Annotated in this window: 15 protein-coding genes; 8 read left to right on the forward strand and 7 right to left on the reverse strand. The window is 64.0% G+C overall.

What is annotated here, in order from left to right; all coding sequences use genetic code 11:
• Positions 1-3: 3 nt before the first annotated feature.
• On the forward strand, positions 4-1,014 hold the full coding sequence (locus tag AB5Y53_RS14575; protein WP_041213247.1) for a substrate-binding domain-containing protein: 1,011 nt from the start codon (positions 4-6) through the stop codon (positions 1,012-1,014).
• A 78-nt stretch (positions 1,015-1,092) separates the two neighbouring features.
• Here the strand turns inward: AB5Y53_RS14575 and AB5Y53_RS14580 are convergent, their stop codons facing one another.
• The 4 genes from AB5Y53_RS14580 to AB5Y53_RS14595 all read right to left on the reverse strand — a co-directional run bounded on the left by AB5Y53_RS14580 (position 1,093) and on the right by AB5Y53_RS14595 (position 4,259).
• On the reverse strand, positions 1,093-1,821 hold the full coding sequence (locus AB5Y53_RS14580) for an MgtC/SapB family protein (RefSeq protein ID WP_041213246.1): 729 nt from the start codon (positions 1,819-1,821) through the stop codon (positions 1,093-1,095).
• A gap of 182 nt (positions 1,822-2,003) precedes the next feature.
• Positions 2,004-2,378: a hypothetical protein gene (locus tag AB5Y53_RS14585; protein ID WP_043154730.1), complete on the reverse strand. Its 375-nt coding sequence runs from the start codon at positions 2,376-2,378 to the stop codon at positions 2,004-2,006.
• Between the two features lie 371 nt (positions 2,379-2,749).
• Positions 2,750-4,021, reverse strand: coding sequence for an NAD(P)/FAD-dependent oxidoreductase (locus AB5Y53_RS14590; RefSeq protein ID WP_039039227.1), 1,272 nt, complete (start codon positions 4,019-4,021; stop codon positions 2,750-2,752).
• 52 nt (positions 4,022-4,073) lie between these two features.
• Positions 4,074-4,259 carry a DUF2892 domain-containing protein gene (locus AB5Y53_RS14595; RefSeq protein WP_041213243.1) on the reverse strand — a complete coding sequence of 62 codons (186 nt, stop codon included), beginning with the start codon at positions 4,257-4,259 and terminating at the stop codon, positions 4,074-4,076.
• A gap of 85 nt (positions 4,260-4,344) precedes the next feature.
• On the opposite strand from AB5Y53_RS14595, the gene AB5Y53_RS14600 reads away from it, so the two are divergent.
• Genes AB5Y53_RS14600 through AB5Y53_RS14620 form a run of 5 tightly spaced genes read left to right on the forward strand, consistent with a single transcriptional unit; the run spans position 4,345 to position 9,763 of the window.
• Positions 4,345-4,659: a helix-turn-helix transcriptional regulator gene (locus tag AB5Y53_RS14600; protein WP_039039225.1), complete on the forward strand. Its 315-nt coding sequence runs from the start codon at positions 4,345-4,347 to the stop codon at positions 4,657-4,659.
• Positions 4,656-5,069: a YeeE/YedE family protein gene (locus AB5Y53_RS14605; protein WP_042881673.1), complete on the forward strand. Its 414-nt coding sequence runs from the start codon at positions 4,656-4,658 to the stop codon at positions 5,067-5,069. Before AB5Y53_RS14600 ends, AB5Y53_RS14605 begins: the two co-directional genes overlap by 4 nt.
• Before the next feature lie 13 nt (positions 5,070-5,082).
• Positions 5,083-5,529, forward strand: coding sequence for a YeeE/YedE family protein (locus tag AB5Y53_RS14610; RefSeq protein WP_041214809.1), 447 nt, complete (start codon positions 5,083-5,085; stop codon positions 5,527-5,529).
• Positions 5,530-5,568: 39 nt separating this feature from the next.
• Positions 5,569-6,588, forward strand: a complete 1,020-nt coding sequence (locus AB5Y53_RS14615; protein WP_368182456.1) for an efflux RND transporter periplasmic adaptor subunit — start codon at positions 5,569-5,571, stop codon at positions 6,586-6,588.
• On the forward strand, positions 6,581-9,763 hold the full coding sequence (locus AB5Y53_RS14620) for an efflux RND transporter permease subunit (protein WP_368182390.1): 3,183 nt from the start codon (positions 6,581-6,583) through the stop codon (positions 9,761-9,763). The genes AB5Y53_RS14615 and AB5Y53_RS14620 overlap by 8 nt, the downstream gene beginning before the upstream one ends.
• A gap of 33 nt (positions 9,764-9,796) precedes the next feature.
• On the opposite strand, the gene AB5Y53_RS14625 is transcribed toward AB5Y53_RS14620, so the two are convergent.
• Positions 9,797-12,184 (reverse strand): diguanylate cyclase, encoded by a 2,388-nt coding sequence (locus tag AB5Y53_RS14625; RefSeq protein WP_368182458.1) that lies wholly within the window; start codon positions 12,182-12,184, stop codon positions 9,797-9,799.
• A gap of 468 nt (positions 12,185-12,652) precedes the next feature.
• On the opposite strand from AB5Y53_RS14625, the gene AB5Y53_RS14630 reads away from it, so the two are divergent.
• Both AB5Y53_RS14630 and AB5Y53_RS14635 read left to right on the forward strand, forming a co-directional pair.
• Positions 12,653-13,666: a lipoate--protein ligase gene (locus AB5Y53_RS14630; RefSeq protein ID WP_201901342.1), complete on the forward strand. Its 1,014-nt coding sequence runs from the start codon at positions 12,653-12,655 to the stop codon at positions 13,664-13,666.
• 176 nt (positions 13,667-13,842) lie between these two features.
• Entirely contained in the window at positions 13,843-15,537 is a 1,695-nt protein-coding gene (locus AB5Y53_RS14635; RefSeq protein WP_368182392.1) for an aspartate aminotransferase family protein, read from the forward strand.
• Between the two features lie 74 nt (positions 15,538-15,611).
• Here AB5Y53_RS14635 and AB5Y53_RS14640 read toward each other — a convergent pair whose 3' ends face one another.
• Positions 15,612-15,989 carry a copper-binding protein gene (locus AB5Y53_RS14640; protein WP_171268785.1) on the reverse strand — a complete coding sequence of 126 codons (378 nt, stop codon included), beginning with the start codon at positions 15,987-15,989 and terminating at the stop codon, positions 15,612-15,614.
• Positions 15,990-16,033: 44 nt separating this feature from the next.
• Complete coding sequence (locus AB5Y53_RS14645) at positions 16,034-19,162, reverse strand: efflux RND transporter permease subunit (protein ID WP_368182393.1); 3,129 nt, start codon at positions 19,160-19,162, stop codon at positions 16,034-16,036.

The raw sequence follows: 19,162 nt of genomic DNA on the forward strand, positions 1-19,162 counted from the left end.
CAGGTGGAGAAGAAGAAACGGATCACGATTGCCCAGATAGCCACGCTTGCGGGGGTCTCCAAGGCCACCGCCAGTCTGGTGCTCAACGGCAAGAGTGCGGAATACCGCATCGCCGACGATACCCGCAAGCGGATCCAGGCGGTGGCGGACGAGTGCCATTATCAGCCGAGCATCCATGCCCGCTCCCTGCGGGAGGTGCGCAGCTACACCTGGGGGCTGGTGATCCCCGACCTCACCAACTTCGGCTTCGCCAGCATCGCCCGTGCCCTGGAGGCCCGCTGTCGGGAGGCGGGGATCCAGCTGCTCATCGCCTGCTCCGAGGATGATCCCACCCTGGAGCAGCGGGTGGTGGACAACCTCATCAGCCGTCAGGTGGATGGCCTCATCGTCGCCTCCAGCGGCCACAGTGACGATATCTATGCCCGCATCCACGACCGCTTGCCGGTGGTGCAGCTCGACCGCCACATCGGTGAGTCGCGCCTGCCCATGGTGATCTCGGACGCCTGCAAGGCTACCGCCGAGCTGGTGCAGGATATGGCCGAGGATTGCGGGGAGGAGATCTACTACTTCGGCGGTCTGCTGGATCTCTCCCCCAGCCGCCACCGGCTGGCGGGTTACGAGCTCGGATTGCACCGGGCCGGGCTGGAGGCCACTTCAGACCGGGTCCGCCACCGTGACTACCAGCCGAGCTCGGGTTATCAGCTGATGTCTGAGCTGGTGGACGAACTCGGGGCGCCGCCCAAGGGGCTTTTTACCGCCTCTTTCACCCTGCTGGAGGGGGTGCTGCGCTACCTCAACGAGGCGGAACTGATGGAGACCGGCATGCGCCTGTGTACCTTCGACGATCACGATCTGCTCGACTGCATCCCCATGCGCATCGATTCCGTGGCCCAGGATTGCCCGGCCCTGGCCCGTGCCGCCTTCGAGATGATGCAGCAACTCATCGCGGGCAATCCCCCAGCCCAGACCGCCCAGGTCATTAACCCCAGGGTGCGCTGGCGCAGCCGCCGCTAGGCACACGGCTTCCCTTTCCTGTGAAAAAGCCCCGCCGGATCCGGCGGGGCTTTTTGTGCTGCGTCTGGTATGAGGGCGTCAATCGGTGATGCTGGCCCGCCAGAAGATCTGCTTGATGTGAGGGTGCTCCCCGAGCGTGTTCATCAGGGCATCGAGCTTGGTGCCATCGATGGCGGTGGCGAGCAGCGCCGCCGAGATCTCGAGATCCTGATCGCCGAAGGGGGTGATGTCGAGCTCGCTCAGGGGGTAGTGGGCCTGCTCCAGCATCTGCTCGAGCCAGGGCAGTACCTCCTTCTGGTGAGCGCGGCCGATGAGAGCGGTCACGTGATAGGTCACTTCGGTGTCCATGTTGTCCACCGGGTCACGGTTTATCTGGTTGACCAGGGGGCGCAGCAGAGTGTTGGCGGCCAGCACGAAGAGGGCGCCGAGGATGGCCTCCAGGGCGAACCCGGCGCCGCAGGCGGCCCCGACCGCGGCCACGCCCCACAGGGTGGCCGCTGTGTTGATGCCCCGGATGTTGCCGGATTCCCGCATGATGACGCCGGCGCCGAGAAAACCGATGCCGGAGACGATGTAGGCCACCACGTGGACGACCCCGTAACTGCCGCCATGCAGGTCATAGATGCGCTGGGCCAGGTTGACGAACAGGGCCGCCCCCACGGCGACCAGCACGTTGGTGCGAAGGCCGGCGGTGCGCTGGCGGTACTGGCGCTCCAGGCCGACCAGGCTGCCCAGCACGAAGGCGAGCAGCAGGCTGGCCAGGGTGTCGAGCAGGGCGAGAAAATCGAGTTGTTGCCACATTCTCATGAAGGGTCTCCTTCTGGGGATGCCGACCAGCCTGCTCCCCCGGGTTGCGTGAGAGACGGGAGGCAAGGTCGACATCGTGGTGAATGCAAGGGCGCGACCCGCCTCCTGACGGGGCGGGATGGCGCAGAACAGGGAAGAGGCCCTTCACGGTTGCCCGGGAAGGACCTCGCCTCGTTCGAGGGTCAATGCCTGGTGGCGTCGTCCCCGGCGCGGGGACGCAGTTCCCAGCGTACCGGGTGGACAGCCCCGACCTGGTGGATGAACTGCACCAGGTAGCGGCGCTGGGGCGGCGTGCAGTAGAGGCTCAGCACCAGCACGCGGCCTTCACCGCGTCCGGGCTTCATGGACTGCAGGGGACTGAGTCCGGCCGGTTGCAGGGTGTGGCTCACCGCCGCCAGCACCTGCTCCATGTCGGCTCTGTCTTCGCAGCGGATGTGCAGCCGATAGAGGTGCTGACGCCGTCTGCCACGTTGCCAGAGTGGTCGCAGGCCCCGTCCCAGTCTGCTCAGCAGGGAAGGGGATTTGTCAGCGACAGGGTTGTTTGAAATCAAGCGCATAGCAGCCTCCTTTTGGGAAGCAGAAACTATGCAGGCAAGGTGTCGTGGGATGAGTCCGCGTCACCTGACGTCAAGTGTGAAAAGCGGGGAAAAGAGGGATCCACTTCTCGCAGGGTGGCGAGTCGCGGCAGAGAAAAACCTGCGGCTAGCTCGCGACCAGGGTGCCGACGACGAGGGTCGGCGTGCGTCTGTCACTTGATGAGTTGCCCACCGATGGTCTCCGCTAGTGATAAAGAGGCGACATGGTAGCCGATACGGCGGCCTGGGTAAACCCCGAGCCCTTGATAGCAACATATTGAAACATAATAAAAAAGAGATGAAAGCGCCGGTGAAGGGAGCGCTATTCCCTTCACCGGCGGGCCCTTGGGGGGTTACCGGGTCTTGTCGATGCCCAGGTATTTGAGCATCAGTTTTTCATAGATGGGTTCGGTGTCGCCCACCTGCATCTTGTGCAGGAAATACTTCTCGAACGCTATCTTGGCCAGGTGGACCCACTTCCCTTTCTTGAACCAGGCGACGTTGCGCGGCGGGATCTGCGGCATGGCCACGAAGGCGGCCCCTGTGTCCCCCATGTCCGCCAGACAGATGGCATTCCACACCGCCCGGGTGACCGGGGGCTGGCCGTCCAGCTCCGCCTTGATGTTGTGGCTCAGGGTGCGCACCATGGCCTCGATCATGTAGCCGGTCTTGGGCACCCCGGTCGGTACCGGCGTCTTGTGCTGGGGCGGGATGGCGATGCAGACCCCGGCGGCGTAAATCTGCGGGAAGACAGGGTTGCGCTGGTGTTCGTCGACGATGACGAACCCGCGGGGATTGACCAGCCCCTCGAGGCCCCGCAGGGGGCTGATGCCGGCGAAGGCGGGCAGCATCATGGCATGCTTGTAGGGGAGGCTGTGGGTGCGCTTGACGTTGCCATCTTCATCCAGCTCCTCCACCGTCATCACCCCATCCCTGGCCGCCACGGTGCGGGCATTGCAGATCCATTGCATGTCGCGCATGCGCAGCTCGCTCTCCAGCATGCCCTTGGAATCCCCCACGCCGTTGAGGCCGAGGTGACCGATGTAGGGTTCGCTGGTGACGAAGGTCATGGGCACGTCCTTTCTCACCTTCTTGTCGCGCAGGTGGCGATCGAGGATGAAGGCGTATTCGTAGGCCGGGCCGAAGCAGGAGGCGCCGGGCATGGCACCGACGATCACCGGACCCGGTTCGTCGAGCAGCCCGTTGACACTGTGCAGGCACTCCTCTGCGTGGGAGAGGGTGCAGACGCTGGCGGTGCCGCCCGCCGTCGGGCCTGCTCCCTGCACCTCTTCAAAGGCGAGTGCGGGGCCGGTGCAGAGCACCAGAAAGTCGTAGTGCAGGTGCTGGCCATCGGAGAGGCGGATCTGCTGTTCGAGGGGCTGCAACCCGGTCAGGGCGGCGTGGATGAAGCGGATCCCCTTCTTCTTCACATGAGGCTCTATGGGGAGGGAGATATCCTTGCGCTCTCGCCACCGGACCGCAATCCACGGGTTGGAAGGGTTGAATTCAAAGTCGGGTTTGTCGTTCACCAGGATGACGTCGTGCTGCTTGCCGAGTTCGGCCTTGAGCTCGTAGGCGGCCGACATGCCCCCCAACCCTGCCCCGATGATGATGATGGTTGCCATAATGAGCCTCCGCTCTATTACACGGCTCCTGTGAGCCAATATGTCCGCCTGCCTATTTGAGCCCCATTCGCCTGAGCACGGCGGCGGCGGGACAGACCCCGGTGAACGCGCTCTGGATCAGGTTGACCCCGACAAAGACGCTCAACCAGACAAAGCCCGGGTGGACCCAGGCCGTGAGCAGCAGCGACAGCAGCAACATGCCACCCGCGACCACTCTGACTCCGTTATCGACGGTCATTTCTCGTCTCCTTTTGTTTAGTGATTGCTAATTTAGAGTTGTTTTATACAATAGAACAAATATCAGCAATTGCTAATTTAATCTTATGAGCCACTTCGACGAGATGAACCGACATGCGACAGCCGCCGCCGGCCTGCTCAAGGCGCTGGCTCATCCCGAACGCCTGATGGTGCTCTGCCAGCTGGTGGAAGGGGAGAAGGGAGTCGGGGAGCTGCTGGCCCACAGCCAGCTCGGGCAGTCGGCCTTCTCCCAGCAACTGTCGGTATTGAAGCGCCAGGGCCTTATCCGCTCGCGCAAAGTCTCCCAGCAGATCTACTACTCCCTGGTGAGCGAGGCGGCGGCCGATGTGCTGGCGGCGCTGCAAACCCATTTTTGTCACTCAGATGAGGAAATTCGATGATGGAAAGCCAATGGCTGCTCTCGTTGGGGGGCGGCATGCTGGCGGGGCTCTCGGCCCTGATCCTGATGTTGTTCAACGGCCGGGTGGCCGGGATCAGCGGCATTCTGGCCGGTGCAATGCAGTACAAGACCCCCTGGCGGGTGCTGTTTCTGCTGGGATTGGGACTGGGGGCCTGGCTGGCGCTGACCCTGGGTTGGGCCACCATGCCCGCCTTTGATGCCTTGCCCGGCTGGCCCGTGGTGCTGCTGGCCGGCCTGCTGGTGGGCATCGGCACCCGTCTTGGCAATGGCTGCACCAGCGGTCACGGCATCTGCGGCATGGGGAGGCTGTCGACGCGCTCCGTGGTGGCGACGCTCACCTTTATGGGGATGGGCGTGGCGACCGTGTTCTTTACTCACCACATGTTTTGACGGGTTGATTGCCATGAAATTGCTGACAAGTCTGTTTGCGGGTCTGTTGTTCGGGCTGGGAATGGCCCTCTCCGGGATGATGGATCCGGCGCGGGTCACCGGGTTTCTCGATTTGGCCGGTGCCTGGGATCCCAGCCTGGCCTTCGTGATGGGAGGGGCCCTGGCTGTCTTCATGCCGGGCTACTTCCTGCTGGTGAAACCCCGTCGTCTGAGCCTGCTGGGGGAGCCCATGGCCCGGGTTCCCGCTCCCGTGCTGGATCGCCGCCTGATTGGCGGGGCCGCACTGTTCGGGATCGGTTGGGGCCTGGTCGGCATCTGTCCAGGGCCTGCCTTGAGTCTCATTTCCAGCGGGCAGCCCATGATATTGTTGTTCATCGGGGCCATGGCGGCCGGGATCCTGCTGGTGGACAAGGTCTGGAACAGGGTGCTGGAGAAGGCTCGCCAGCACCGTATTGCCTGAGTTTTCAAGGTGCCCATGAGCCAGGGAAGGAGAATCATGATGAACACAATCCGGTTGCTGGTGACCACCCTGCTGGTCATGACATCCACCCTGGTGGCGGCCGAGGAGGCCAAGGGGCCGCTGACGCTGACCCCGCAGCGCGTCACCGACTGGCTCACCCTGAGCGGTACCGTGAGCGCCATTCATCAGGGGACGGTCGCGGCCCAGACCAGTGGCCGCGTCTCCCGCATGCTGGTGGATGTGAACGACGAGGTACAGGCCGGGCAGCCCCTGCTTGAGATAAGCGGCAAGGAGCAGTCTGCCGCCGTGACCGGTGCCGAGGCGCGGGTGGCCAGGGCCCAGGCCCAGCAGGTGGAGGCCGAGCGCCAGCTCACCCGTTATCAGGCCCTCATCGCCAAGGGGGTGATCACCCGGGCCCAGCTCGACAACGCCCAGGCAACGGATCGGGCCGCCCGCGCCGAGGTCAATGCCGCCGAGGCCGCCCTCATCCAGGCCCGGGAAGCCTACGGCTATACCCGTATCCTCGCCCCCTACGCCGGGGTGGTGGCCAGGCGGCTGGTGGAGCTGGGGGAGACGGTGGCCCCCGGTACGCCGCTGCTCTCCGGTTTCTCCCTTGGCGAGCTGAGGGTGGAGCTGGAGCTGCCCCAGTCCGCGCTGGCTCTTTCCGGCCAGCCGTCGGATGTGCAGGTGCTGCTGCCCGGTGGCAAGGCCGTGACTCCCGTCAAGCTGACCCGCTTCAACTACGCCGACAGCCAGAGCCACAGTTTCCGGTTGCGCCTCGATCTGCCGCCGAACACGGCAGGGGTGCTGCCCGGCATGTGGCTCAAGGTGCAGATCAAACAGGGTGAGCGTCAGGTGTTGCAAGTGCCGGAGCCCGCCCTGCTGCGGCAGGGGGAGTTCAACGGCGTCTACCTCAAAGAAGGGGAAGGATGGGCCCTGACCCCGGTGCGGGTCGGCCACTGCGAGGCTGGGCTGTGCGAGGTCCTGGCGGGTCTCAAGGGCGGTGACACCCTGGCCCCCGATGCCTGGAGCCGTCAACAGGAGGTGCCCCATGAGTAGCGAGCTGAACGACAACCATGGCCGCCTTGGGCCGGCGGGTCGGCTGGCGGCCCTGTTTCAGGGCTCGGCCATCACCCCGCTGCTGGCGCTGGTGGGGCTCTTGCTCGGCCTCTTTGCCGTGCTGGTGACCCCCAAGGAGGAGGAGCCCCAGATCGATGTCACCTTCGCCGACGTCTACATTCCCTTCCCGGGGGCCAGCCCGGCAGAGGTGGAATCCCTCGTCACCACCCCTGCCGAGCAGGTGGTCTCCCAGATAAAGGGAATTGATACCCTCTACTCTTTTTCCCAACCCGATGGCGCCCTGCTGGTGGTGGTATTCAAGGTGGGGGTGAGTCGCGAGCAGGCCATCGTGGATCTCAACAACCAGCTCGACTCCAACCGTGACTGGTTGCCACAGGGGATCGGAGTCGGCCAGCCGCTGGTGAAACCCCGGGGGATCGATGATGTCCCCATCGTCAGTTTGACCTTATGGAGCAAAGATTGGAGCAAAGAGGGGAGCAAGCAACTGGGGGCCCCCGATCTGACCCGGGTCGCCCACGAGCTGGAGACCGAACTCAAGCGCATTCCCGGTACCCGGGACATCTACAGCCTGGGGGGACAGCGCGCCGTTCTGCGGGTGATGCCGGACCCGGCGGCCCTCAGCGCCCATGGCATCAGCTGGGGCGAGCTGAGCCAGCGACTTGCGGCCGCCAACCGGGTGGGCAGCGAGCAGGCCGTGGTGCAGGATAACCGGGAAATCAAGGTGCAGGTGGGGCAGTTCCTGCAAAGCGAGCAGGAGGCTAGAGAGCTGGTGGTGGGGTTGCACGACGGCAAGCCCGTCTACCTCGGTGAGGTGGCCCGGGTGGCGCTTGGGGAAGAGACCCCGGTCCAGCGCAGCTGGATGGGGCAGGGGCAAGCCAGCTACCCGGCGGTGACCCTGGCCATCGGCAAGCAGCCGGGGCAGAACGCGGTGGAGGTGGCCAAGCGGGTGGAGGCACGGGTCGAGAGCCTCAGGAATCGGCTCATCCCGGCTGGCGTCGAGGTGACGGTGACCCGTGACTACGGCGTCACCGCCGAGACCAAATCCAACACCCTCATCGGCAAGCTCATCTTTGCCACCACGGCGGTGGTATTGCTGGTGCTGGTGAGCATGGGGTGGCGCGAGGCGCTGGTGGTGGGGGTCGCCATCGTCATCACCCTGGCACTGACCCTCTTTGCCAGCTGGGCGTGGGGCTTTACCCTCAACCGGGTGTCCCTCTTTGCCCTTATCTTCTCCATCGGCATCCTGGTGGATGACGCCATCGTCGTGGTGGAGAACATCCACCGTCATCGCGGTCTGGGCAAGGGGTCCCTCAAGGATCTCATTCCGGGCGCGGTGGACGAGGTGGGGGGGCCGACCATACTGGCGACCCTGACCGTCATCGCAGCCCTGCTGCCCATGGCCTTCGTCAGCGGCCTGATGGGCCCCTACATGAGCCCCATCCCCATCAATGCCAGCATGGGGATGCTTATCTCCCTGCTGGTGGCCTTTATCTTCTCACCTTGGCTGGCGAGCCATTTACTCAAGGGGGAGGCGCACGGTGCCCACGGTGAAGCCAAGGCGGGTCTCTTTCACCGGCTGATGACCCCCTTCCTGATGGGTGACGGCGCCAAGCGTGCCAGACGCAAACTCTGGCTGGCCATTCTGCTGCTGGTGGCGGGGGCGGCCGCCATGCCCGTGGTGCAGTGGGTGGTGCTCAAGATGCTCCCCTTCGACAACAAGTCGGAATTCCAGCTGGTGCTCGATATGCCGGAGGGGGCGACCCTGGAGCAGACCGAACGCACCCTGCTGGCGGTTGGGCGGGAGCTTGCCAAGGTGGAGGAGGTGAAGAATTACCAGATCTACGCCGGCACCGCGGCCCCCATCAATTTCAACGGGCTGGTGCGCCACTACTTCATCCGCAGCGGCGCCAACGTGGGGGACATCCAGGTCAATCTGGTGGACAAGCATGAACGGGATCGCAGCAGTCACGAGATTGCCCGGTCGGTGCGTGCGCCCTTGCAGGCCATCGCCAGTGCGGCAGGGGGCAATCTCAAGGTGGTGGAGGTGCCCCCGGGACCGCCTGTCTGGTCGCCCATTGTCGCGGAAGTGTATGGCCCGACGCAGGCCGCCCGTGAAGCCGCTGCCCGCGCCGTACAGGCCCGCTTTGTGGCCACGGCGGGTCTGGTGGACGTGGACATCTATCTGACCGACCCCCAGCCCAAGTGGCGGCTGGTGGTGGATCGCGCCCAGGCGGCCCTGCTCGGGGTCGATCTCGGGGATCTGGTGGCGACCCTCAACGGGGGCGTGGGTTATCAGGATGCCAGCTGGCTGCAGGGGCAAGGCGCCAAGTATCCGGTACCGATCCGCATCGAGCTCGCCCCCGGTGACAAGCGGGATCTGACCGGCATCCTGGCTCTCAAGGTACGCAGCCAGAGCGGCCAGCTGGTGCGGGTCTCCGAGCTGGTGAGCCGTCGTGACGAGGTGGCCCCCAGCTACCTCATGCACAAGAACATGCAGCCCATGGTGATGGTGGTGGCTGACATGGGCGGCCATACCGACAGCCCGCTCTACGGCATGTTTGCCGCCGGTGCCGACATCTCGCTGCCACAGTATTACGTGCATCAGCCCGACAAGCTGGGGGAGGTGGCGCTGTTGTGGGACGGGGAGTGGAAGATAACCTACGAGACCTTCCGCGACATGGGGCTGGCCTACGGAGTGGGGATGATCCTCATCTACCTGCTGGTGGTGGCCCAGTTCCGCTCCTATCTGGTGCCGCTCATCATCATGGCCCCCATTCCGCTCACCCTCATCGGGGTGATGCCGGGTCACGCCCTGCTGGGGGCCCAGTTCACCGCCACCTCGATGATAGGGATGATCGCCCTGGCCGGGATCATCGTGCGCAACAGCATCCTGCTGGTGGATTTCATCGAGCAGCAGCGGGCGAGTGGCATGGCGTTCGAGCAGGCGGTGATCGAGGCGGCGCAGGTGCGAGCCAAACCCATCATGCTGACGGCGCTGGCGGCCATGATAGGGGCGCTTTTCATCCTGGATGACCCCATCTTCAATGGCCTCGCCATCAGCCTGATCTTCGGGATCCTGGTTTCCACCCTGCTCACCCTGGTGGTGATCCCGCTGCTCTACTACAGCCTGCTCGTTCGCCGAAGTCAGAGGTAAATACAGGGGGCCATTGCCCCCTGTTTTCTGGCATCACACCGCCTCGCGGGTATCGCAGGTTTTCATCAGGGGGAAATAACGGCGATCCGCCTGGCTCATGTGGCCCACGACCAGCTCCTGGATGATGAAGTTGAGCAGGGCGTCGTTGCCAAGGGTACCCGCCTGTGCGGCCGCCATCAGCTGACCGGCTTTTTTCAGCAGATGCTGGTGCTCCTGGCGATGGGCCGCCAGCTCCTCATAGCCATATTGCGCGAGGACCTGCTCTTCGAGGAGGAAGTGCTGGCGCGCCATCTCGAATATCTGCGCCATGTCTGCCAGCAAGGCATCCGGATGGATGCCGGGATCCTGAATGTGCTCGAGCAAGCGGTTGGCCAGCAGGTAGAGCTGGCGGTGGTCCGCATCGATGCGGGGGTGGCCGCATGCGTGGGCGGGCTGCCATTGTAGGGTGCCGGGGAGGGGCTCCTGCCCGGTGGAAAACAGGCAGACCCTGCCCCGGCCATGGTGCTTGGCCTGATACATGGCCTGATCGGCGTGGTGCATCAGGGTCTTGGGGTCGGTGCCGTGATCCGGATAGAGGGCGACCCCTATGCTGCCGGAGATGCGCAGCGCCTGCTGCTCAAGCTGGAAGGGGTGATGCAGGCAGTGGTGCAGCTTGTCGGCGACCGCGAGGGCCGAGGCATCCGTATCGGGCAGCATGATGACGAATTCGTCCCCCCCAAGGCGTGCCACCAAGTCTTCTTCCCTGACGCACCCCCCCATGCGCTCGGCCACCAGCTTGAGCAGCAGGTCGCCGGTTTCGTGGCCGAAGGTGTCATTGATGGGTTTGAAGTGGTCGAGATCGATGAAGACCAGGGCCAGGGGCTGCTGGGGAGCCTGCTCCAGGGTCTCCTTGAGCCGCTGTTGCAGCAGGCGGCGGTTGGCCAGGCCGGTGAGGGGGTCATAGAAGGCGAGGCGGCGCATCATCTCCTCCCGGGCCGAACGTTCGGTGACATCCCGGGTCACCCCCAAAATGGCGTCCGGTCTTGTGCTGGCGCTGCCATGCAAGGTAGTGACCGTCTCGATGGCCACCAGATGACCCTGCTTGTGGCGCAGCTGGGAGTGGATGACGCACCGGGTCTGCCCATGATCCCCCCGTTGCCAGGCCTCGAGGGAGGCGGTGATGCCGTCGCGAAGCTGTTTCCAGGACTCATCGGGGAGCAGCTGGCGCAGGGAGAGGGCAAAGAGTTCGGCGGGCTCATAGCCGCTCAGGGACGCGATGGCGGGGCTGATGTAACGAAAACGCAGGCTGTCGGTGTCCATGGTCCAGATCACGTCGCCGCTGTTCTCCGCCACGAAACGGTAGTGCTGCTCGCGCTGGGCCAGTTCCCGGGTGAGCCGCTGTCGGTCACTGGCCTCTTCCCGCAGACGCAGATAGAGGTGCAGGAAGACGCCGAGAAGGGCCAGCAGGGAGAAGGAGATCAGCATGGCGATGGCCACGCTCCTGTCGAGCAGTTGGCGCTGCTGGCGAAGGCTCGCCTGGGTACTGTTGTAGAGGAAGGGGGTGAGGTTGGGCACCGCCTTGATCATCCCGGCCTCCTGGTAGGTGCGGGCGATCTGCTGCCAGCGATCCTGCTGCATGTAGCCGGGCTCGATGATGTCGGGCTGCATCAGGGCCCGGGTTTCACGGGCCTCGAAGGCGAGCGCCTCGCGCCCGGCCCCGCTGGGGTAGTGCTCCAGGATCAGGTTGATCATCTCCTCGGGATGATCCATGGCATAGCGCCACCCCTTGAGGCTGGCCTGCAAGAAGCGCTGGACCCGCTCCTGCTGGTTGAAGACCTCATTTTCCGAGGTGAAGAGGTTGTCTCCGTAGAAGTCGTACCCGATGTCGCGGGGACTGAACACCCGGTAGGGAATGCCCTGTTGCTGCAGGGTGAAGGGCTCGGTTGTGCTGTAGGCGCTGATGGCGTCCGCCTGGCCCCTCAGCAGTGCCTGTACCCCCCGCTCGTAGGGCAGGGTATCCCACTGCCGGCTGCGGGTGTAGCGATGCAGGTAGGTGAGCAGCTCGTTGGAGCCGGGTTCGAGCATCAGCCGCTTGTTGGCCAGATCGCCCGGAGTCTGGATATCCGGCCGCTCCAGGGTGATGAGCATCAGGGGGGAGTGCTGCAACATGGCGGCGAGCACCACCACAGGGCGGCCTGCTGCCCGGGCCAGCAGCAGATCGCTGCCGCGGATGCCAAACTGGGCACGACCCGTGGTGACTTCATTGATGACGTCGGTGCCCGGCCCCGCCTCCCGCAGGGTGACCTGCAGACCGGCCTCCTGGTAGAACCCCTTGGCGATGGCGGCGTAGTAACCGGCAAACTGGAACTGGTGCTGCCAGGGAAGTTGCAGGATGACGCGCTCATCCGCCCTGAGGTGAGCCGTGGTCAGGGTGGCAATCATCACCCAGAAGGGCAGAAGCCAGCGTACAGGCTGGCGAGATGCATCGGACTCCGTCATACCGCTGTTCTCTCGGGAGGTGCTCTTCTGGCTAGAGTCAAACAATTTCCTGCCATTCGCAAGGGGAGCAGGCCCCAATAAGATGGGGCGCGGGAGGCAGTAAAAGTCATTTTTGTGTCATTCATCACGTCAATGGGCATCACGGCTCGTTTTGAAACCTTGTCAACCCGTCACCGGCCCGGTGACAAGGGCATAAGGTGTCATTCCAAGAGGGGTGGCTGCCGCCTCTCTTCTCGCCTGTTAATGACAAACTGCGTGTTTTCGGCGACTCCCTCTTGTCTTCTCCTGTCGTATCAGAAGTTGATGCTCTTGCCCCGATCGGGTGTCGACCTGTGGCGGTCGGGGGACGCCTTCCTCCGTTCAGGGTGGTATGGTAGTCATCCGTTTCCTGTTTTCCGAGAAGGTCCTGTCATGTCTTCCTTGCGCCTGCTGCTCTCCGACTCCCACGATCCCCTGTTCAACCTCGCGGTGGAGGAGTGTATCTTTCGCCAGATGGACCCGGCCCAGCGGGTGCTGTTCCTGTGGCGCAACGACAATACGGTGGTGATAGGCCGGGCCCAGAACCCCTGGAAGGAGTGCAACACCCGCCGCATGGAAGAGGACGGGGTGACCCTGGCCCGGCGCAGCAGCGGGGGCGGCGCCGTGTTCCACGACCTTGGCAACAGCTGTTTCACCTTCATGGCGGGCAAGCCCGGTTATGACAAGAGCGTCTCCACCACCATCGTCATTGATGCCCTCGCCAGACTCGGCGTGAGCGCTTTTGCCTCCGGGCGCAACGACCTGCTGGTGGCGACCCCGGACGGGGATCGCAAGGTGTCGGGTTCGGCCTACCGGGAGACCCATGATCGCGGCTTTCACCACGGTACCCTGCTGCTGGATGCCGATCTCGGCCGCCTCGCCCACTACCTCAATCCCGACCCCAAGAAGCTGGCGGCCAAGGGCATCAGCTCGGTGAGAAGCCGGGTGGCGAACCTTGGCGAGCTGCTGCCTGGTCTGGATCATGAGCAGGTGGTGCAGGCCCTGTGCGACGCCTTCTTTGCCCATCACGGTGAGGTGGTGCAGCCCGAGCATATCTCCCCCGAGCGGATGCCCGACCTGCCCGGCTTTGCCGAGACTTTTGCCCGCCAACGCAGCTGGGAGTGGAACTTCGGCCATGCTCCCGCCTTCAGCCACCTGCTGGAGGAGCGCTTCCCCTGGGGCGGGGTCGAGCTTCATTTCGACGTGGAGAAGGGGGTGATAGGAAGGGCACAGATCTTCAGTGACACCCTGGACCCTGCGCCCCTGGATGACCTGGCCGCACGCCTGCCCGGGGTGGCCTATCGTCCCGACGCCATCGACGAGTTGCTGCGTCAGTGGCGGGCGACGTTTTCGGCCAACTCCGAGCTGGAAGGATTCTCGGCATGGCTGCTGACCGCCCTGCGCTGACCTTGCCCATGACCAGGATCACAAGATGAACAGGGGAAAAGAGGGGAGAGGGGGCGCGGCGCCCGTCAGGGCGCCAACATGACAAAAAGTAGGGCAGACCATTAGTTATTGTCTCTGTTGATAGAGGTGTCACTGGAGTATAAAAACCGCACCTCAGCAGTATCAATGGTATAAAAATGAATCACTTGGTCTATCTGAAAGATGAGGGCGTCAACGCCGTCTCCCCCGAATTCGCCCGCCGTTTTGCCACCGTCAAAGCCCACTTCTTCTCCCGCAATCCCGATCTCTGGCCGGTCTTTCGCGAGCCCGGCTTTGCCGCCCTCAACGAGTTTCGCGCCCGTGGGCTGGCGCCGGATGCGCGGCTCAATGCCTGGCCCGATGGCCGCGCCCGCCTGGCGGATCTCTGCGAAACCATGCCGGTGCCAGCCACCATGCGCACGCCGGGGGAGCCCATGGCGGAGCTGCTGTTTGCCGGCGCCTTGTCAAAGGATTGGGAGAACCCCTCCAGCGTCGAGAACGTCATCACCATGTCGGCGGATCCCGCCATCTATGGCGCCCAGATGGGCATTCTGGCCAATCCCAACCTGGTCTACTCCGAATACGCCGGGGTGGCGGAGGAGCTCGAGAAGAAGGTGGTGCGCCAGATAGCGCTGCTGGCGGGTTATGACCCAGCTCGCGCCACCGGCATCTTCACCCAGGGGGGGACGTTTTGTAACCTCTACGGCTACCTGCTCGGCATCCGCAAGAGCCTGCCGGAGGCCAAGCACAAGGGGCTTGGCCACTATCAGGATTACCGCATCATCAACTCCCAGGGCGGCCACTACTCCAACATCACCAACCTTTCCCTGCTCGGGGTGGACATCGAGAACAAGACCATCCGCATCCAGGTCGGGGAGAACAACGACATCGATCTCGACCACCTCGAGCGCACCCTGACCGCCTGCTTCGCCCTTCATCACGTGGTGCCCACCATCATGCTCACTATGGGCACCACCGACACCTTCGGGGTGGATAGGGTCAAACCCGTGGTCGAGCTGCGGGACAGGCTGTGCGAGCGCTTCGAGGTGGCGGTCAGGCCCCACATCCACGTCGACGCCGCCATCGGCTGGTCGATGATCTTCTTCCTGGATTACGACTTTGCCGCCAACCCGCTCGCCATCAACAGCGCCACCCTGGCGGGGATCGAGCGCAACGTGAGCCGCTTCGCCGAGCTCAGATATGCCGATTCGTTCACCGTGGACTTCCAGAAGTGGGGTTATGTGCCCTACACCTCCAGCCTGGTGATGATCAAGGAGCAGGACGATCTCAAGGCGATGGAGAACGACCCGGAGAACTTCTCCTACTTTGAGCGGGACATCCAGGGTCAGACCCACCTGCAATCCACCATCGAGTGCTCCCGCGGGGCGAGCGGCCTGTTCGGTGCCTATGCGGCCCTCAACTACCTGGGGGTGGAGGGGTATCGCACCGTGCTTGCCCACTGCCTGCAAAACGCCAACTACTTCCGCTTCCGGTTAAGCCAGCTCGGCAACGTCAAGCTGGTGGCCCAGGAGAACCAGGGGCCCAGTGTCGGCTTCAAGATCTACAACCCCGAGTGGGTACAGGACCCCGAGGCGGAGTTCGCCTTCGAGCTGGCCCGCAGCCCGGATGCGGCCTACAAGGCGCGGCTGGCCCGCAACACCGAGTATCACCGCAGCCTGTTCAAGGGACGCGGCAAGGTGGGGCTCTACACCAACTGGGTGGAGGCGGTGGCTCACTCCGACTATGACTCTCGCGGCAAGTATTCCTACATCGCCGGCGAGAAGGCGGTCTTTATGAACCCCGCCTGCGGCCGCGAACAGATCGACGCCTTTATCGCGCATATTCGCGGCTGACAGAGCCACATCTTGTGATGTCATAAATAAAAACGGCGGGATAATCCCGCCGTTTTTATGGCTCAAGGCAGTGGTTACCGTTTCTGGATGGCGGTCACGGTGAGCTTGCCGGCCGGGTTCTCGGCGTGAAAGCGCACCGCATCCCCCACCTTCAGATCCTTGAGCAGGTCCGTATCGGCCACCCGAAAGACCATGGTCATGGGAGGCATCTTGAGGTTGGTGATCGCCTCGTGCCTGATCCCGACCTTGCCGCTCGCGGCATCGAGGCGGGTGATGGTCCCCTTGATCAGGGTCTGCTCGGTTTGCATGGCGGCCATGTCGTGGCCCTCATGGTTCATCCCCTCCATTTGCGCCATGTCGTGCCCCTGGTGGTTCATCATCTCGGCAGCCTGCAGGCTGGTGTGGGTGGCAAGGCCGAGCAGCAATGTCAGGGTCAACGTCTTGTAATTCATGATCTTTTCCTCGTCGTTTATTCAAAGTCGGTGGTGAAGTCGGGTCAATCGGCTTGCCGGGTTTCGGTCTTGCCAAGGCTGCGGCTGCGCCAGAGGTAATAGGCGGCAGGCAGCACCAAGAGGGTCAGCACCAGCGCGCTCACCATGCCGCCAATCATCGGCGCGGCGATGCGCTGCATCACCTCGGAGCCGGTGCCGTGGCTCCACATGATGGGCAGCAGGCCCGCGATGATGGTGACCACCGTCATCATCTTGGGGCGCAGGCGCAGGGCGGCGCCGTGGATCACCGCCCGGTGCAGGCCCGCCTGGTCCGGCTTGCCGCTGGCGACCAGCTCATCCCAGGCGTGGTTGAGGTAGACCAGCATCAAGACGCCCGTCTCCACCGCCACCCCCGCCAGGGCGATAAAGCCCACCCCGACCGCCACCGAGAGGTTGAAGTCCAGCAGCCAGAGGGTCCAGATCCCGCCCACTACCGCCAGCGGCAGGGTGGTGAGAATAAGCAACACCTCCTGAACGCGGCGAAACGCCAGATAGAGCAGCAGCACTATGATGGCGACCGTGAGCGGTACCACGTAGGCGAGGCGCGCCTTGGCCCGCTCCATGTACTCGTATTGGCCGGACCAGGTGAGGGCGTAGCCCGCCGGCAGTACCAGCTGCTTGCCCACCTCTGCCTTGGCCTCATCTACAAAAGAGCCGATATCGTGGCCGCGAATATCGACGTAGACCCAACCGTTGAGCCGCGCATTTTCACTGCGCAGCATGGGGGCCTCATCGCTGATGTAAACCCGGGCCACGTCCGCCAGCGCGATGCGCGCGCCGCTCGGGGTCACCACCGGCAGCAGCTCGAGGCTCGCCACCGAATCGCGATAGCTCTGGGGATAGCGCAGGTTGATGGGGTAACGCTCGCGCCCCTCGATGGTCTGGCCCACCTCCATGCCGCCCACCGCGGTGGCGAGCACCGCCTGCACGTCGGCGATGTTGAGGCCGTAGCGGGCTGCTTTGAGCCGGTCGATATCCACCTTCACATAGCGGCCACCGGCCACCCGCTCGGCGTAGACCGATGAGGCGCCCTCCACCTTGCCAACGATCTGTTCCAGCTGCTGGCCGAGCTGCTGGATCACCTTGAGATCGGGCCCCGCAATCTTGATGCCGACCGGGGTCTTGATGCCGGTGGCCAGCATGTCGATGCGGGTCTTGATGGGGGGCACCCAGGCGTTGGTGAGACCGGGGAAGCGGATGAGGGAGTCCAGCTCTTCTTTCAGCTTCTCCGGGGTCATGCCGGGGCGCCATTGGTCGCGTGGCTTGAGCTGGATGCTGGTCTCCATCATCACCAGATCGGCGGGGTCGGTGGCCGATTCGGCGCGCCCCGCCTTGCCGAACACGTTCTGCACCTCGGGCACGGTGCGAATGAGCTTGTCGGTCTGCTGCAAAATCTCCCGCGCCTTGCCCACCGAGATATTGGCCGCGGTGGTGGGCATATACATGATGTCCCCCTCATCGAGCGGCGGAATGAACTCGGAACCCAGGTACTTGAGCGGCCAGAAACCCGCCACCGTCACCACGGCGGCGATGGCCAGAGTGGTTTTCGGACGAGCCAGCACGGCTTTGAGCAGCGGCACATAGCCCTGGCTCAGCCAGCGGTTCAGCGGGTTGGCCTGCTCGGCCAGCACCTTGCCACGGATGAAGTAACCCATGATCACCGGCACCAGCGTGATGGCGAGCCCGGCCGCGGCGGCCATGGCGTAGGTCTTGGTGTAGGCGAGGGGGTGGAACATCCGCCCCTCCTGCGCCTCCAGGGCGAACACCGGCAGGAAGCTGATGGTGATGATCAGCAGGGAGAAGAAGATGGCGGGCCCCACCTCTATGCTCGCCTCGGTGATGATGCGCCAGCGGTTCTTGTCGGTGAGCGCCTCCCGCTCCATGTGCTTGTGGACGTTCTCGATCATCACGATGGCGCCATCCACCATGGCACCGATGGCGATGGCGATGCCGCCGAGCGACATGATGTTGGCGTTGATCCCCTGCAGGTGCATCACGATAAAGGCGGTCAGGATGGCGATGGGCAAGGAGATGACCACCACCAGGGATGAGCGCAGGTGGAACAGGAAGGCGAGGCAGACCAGCACCACCACTGCAAACTCCTCCACCAGCTTGCCGGAGAGGTTGTCGATGGCGCGCTGGATAAGGTCGGAGCGATCGTAGACGGTGACCACCTCCACCCCCTCTGGCAGGCTGCTCTTCAGCTCCGCTAGCCGTGCCTTGACCCCGTCTATGGTGTGCTGGGCATTCTCGCCATAGCGCATGACGATGATGCCGCCCACCACTTCTCCTTCACCGTTGAGCTCGGCCAGACCACGCCGGCTCTGGGGCCCGGTGACCACGTCCGCTACATCGCCCAGCAGCAGCGGGGCGCCGCGCACAGTGGTACCTAGCGGGATCTGCTTCAGATCCTCGAGGCTCTTGAGGTAGCCGTTGGAGCGCACCATGTACTCCGCTTCCGCCATCTCGATGACGGACGCGCCGGTCTCCTGATTGCCCTGCTTGATGGCGGTCTCGATAAGGGAGAGCGGGATGCCGTAGGCGCGCAGCTTGTCAGGGTCGACCCGCACCTGATACTGGCGCACCATGCCGCCCACGGTGGCGACCTCTGAGACCCCGTCCACCGTCTGCAGCTCGTACTTGAGGAACCAGTTCTGCAGGGAGGTGAGCTGGTTGAGGTCGTGCTTGCCGGTTCTGTCCACCAACGCGTACTGATAGACCCAGCCCACCCCGGTGGCATCGGGGCCGAGCTGGGGGCGGGCGGAGGCGGGCAGGTTGGGGGCCACCTGACTCAAATACTCCAATACCCGGGCGCGGGCCCAGTAGAGGTCGGTGTTGTCGTCAAACAGCACATAGACGAAGGAGTCGCCGAAGAAGGAGTAGCCGCGCACCGTGGTGGCCCCCGGCACCGCCAGCATGGCGGTGGTGAGCGGGTAGGTGACCTGATCCTCCACCACCTGGGGGGCTTGGCCCGGGTAGGAGGTCTTGATGATCACCTGCACATCGGAGAGATCCGGCAGGGCATCCACCGGGGTTTGTTTGACCGACCAGAGCCCCCAGGCGGTGAGCATGAGGGTCAGCAGCAGCACCAGAAAGCGGTTGCCGATGGACCAGCGAATGATGGAAGGGATCAT

The sequence above is a fragment of the Aeromonas sp. R7-5 genome (assembly GCF_040908015.1).
In the GTDB taxonomy this organism is placed as follows: Bacteria; Pseudomonadota; Gammaproteobacteria; order Enterobacterales; family Aeromonadaceae; genus Aeromonas; species Aeromonas caviae.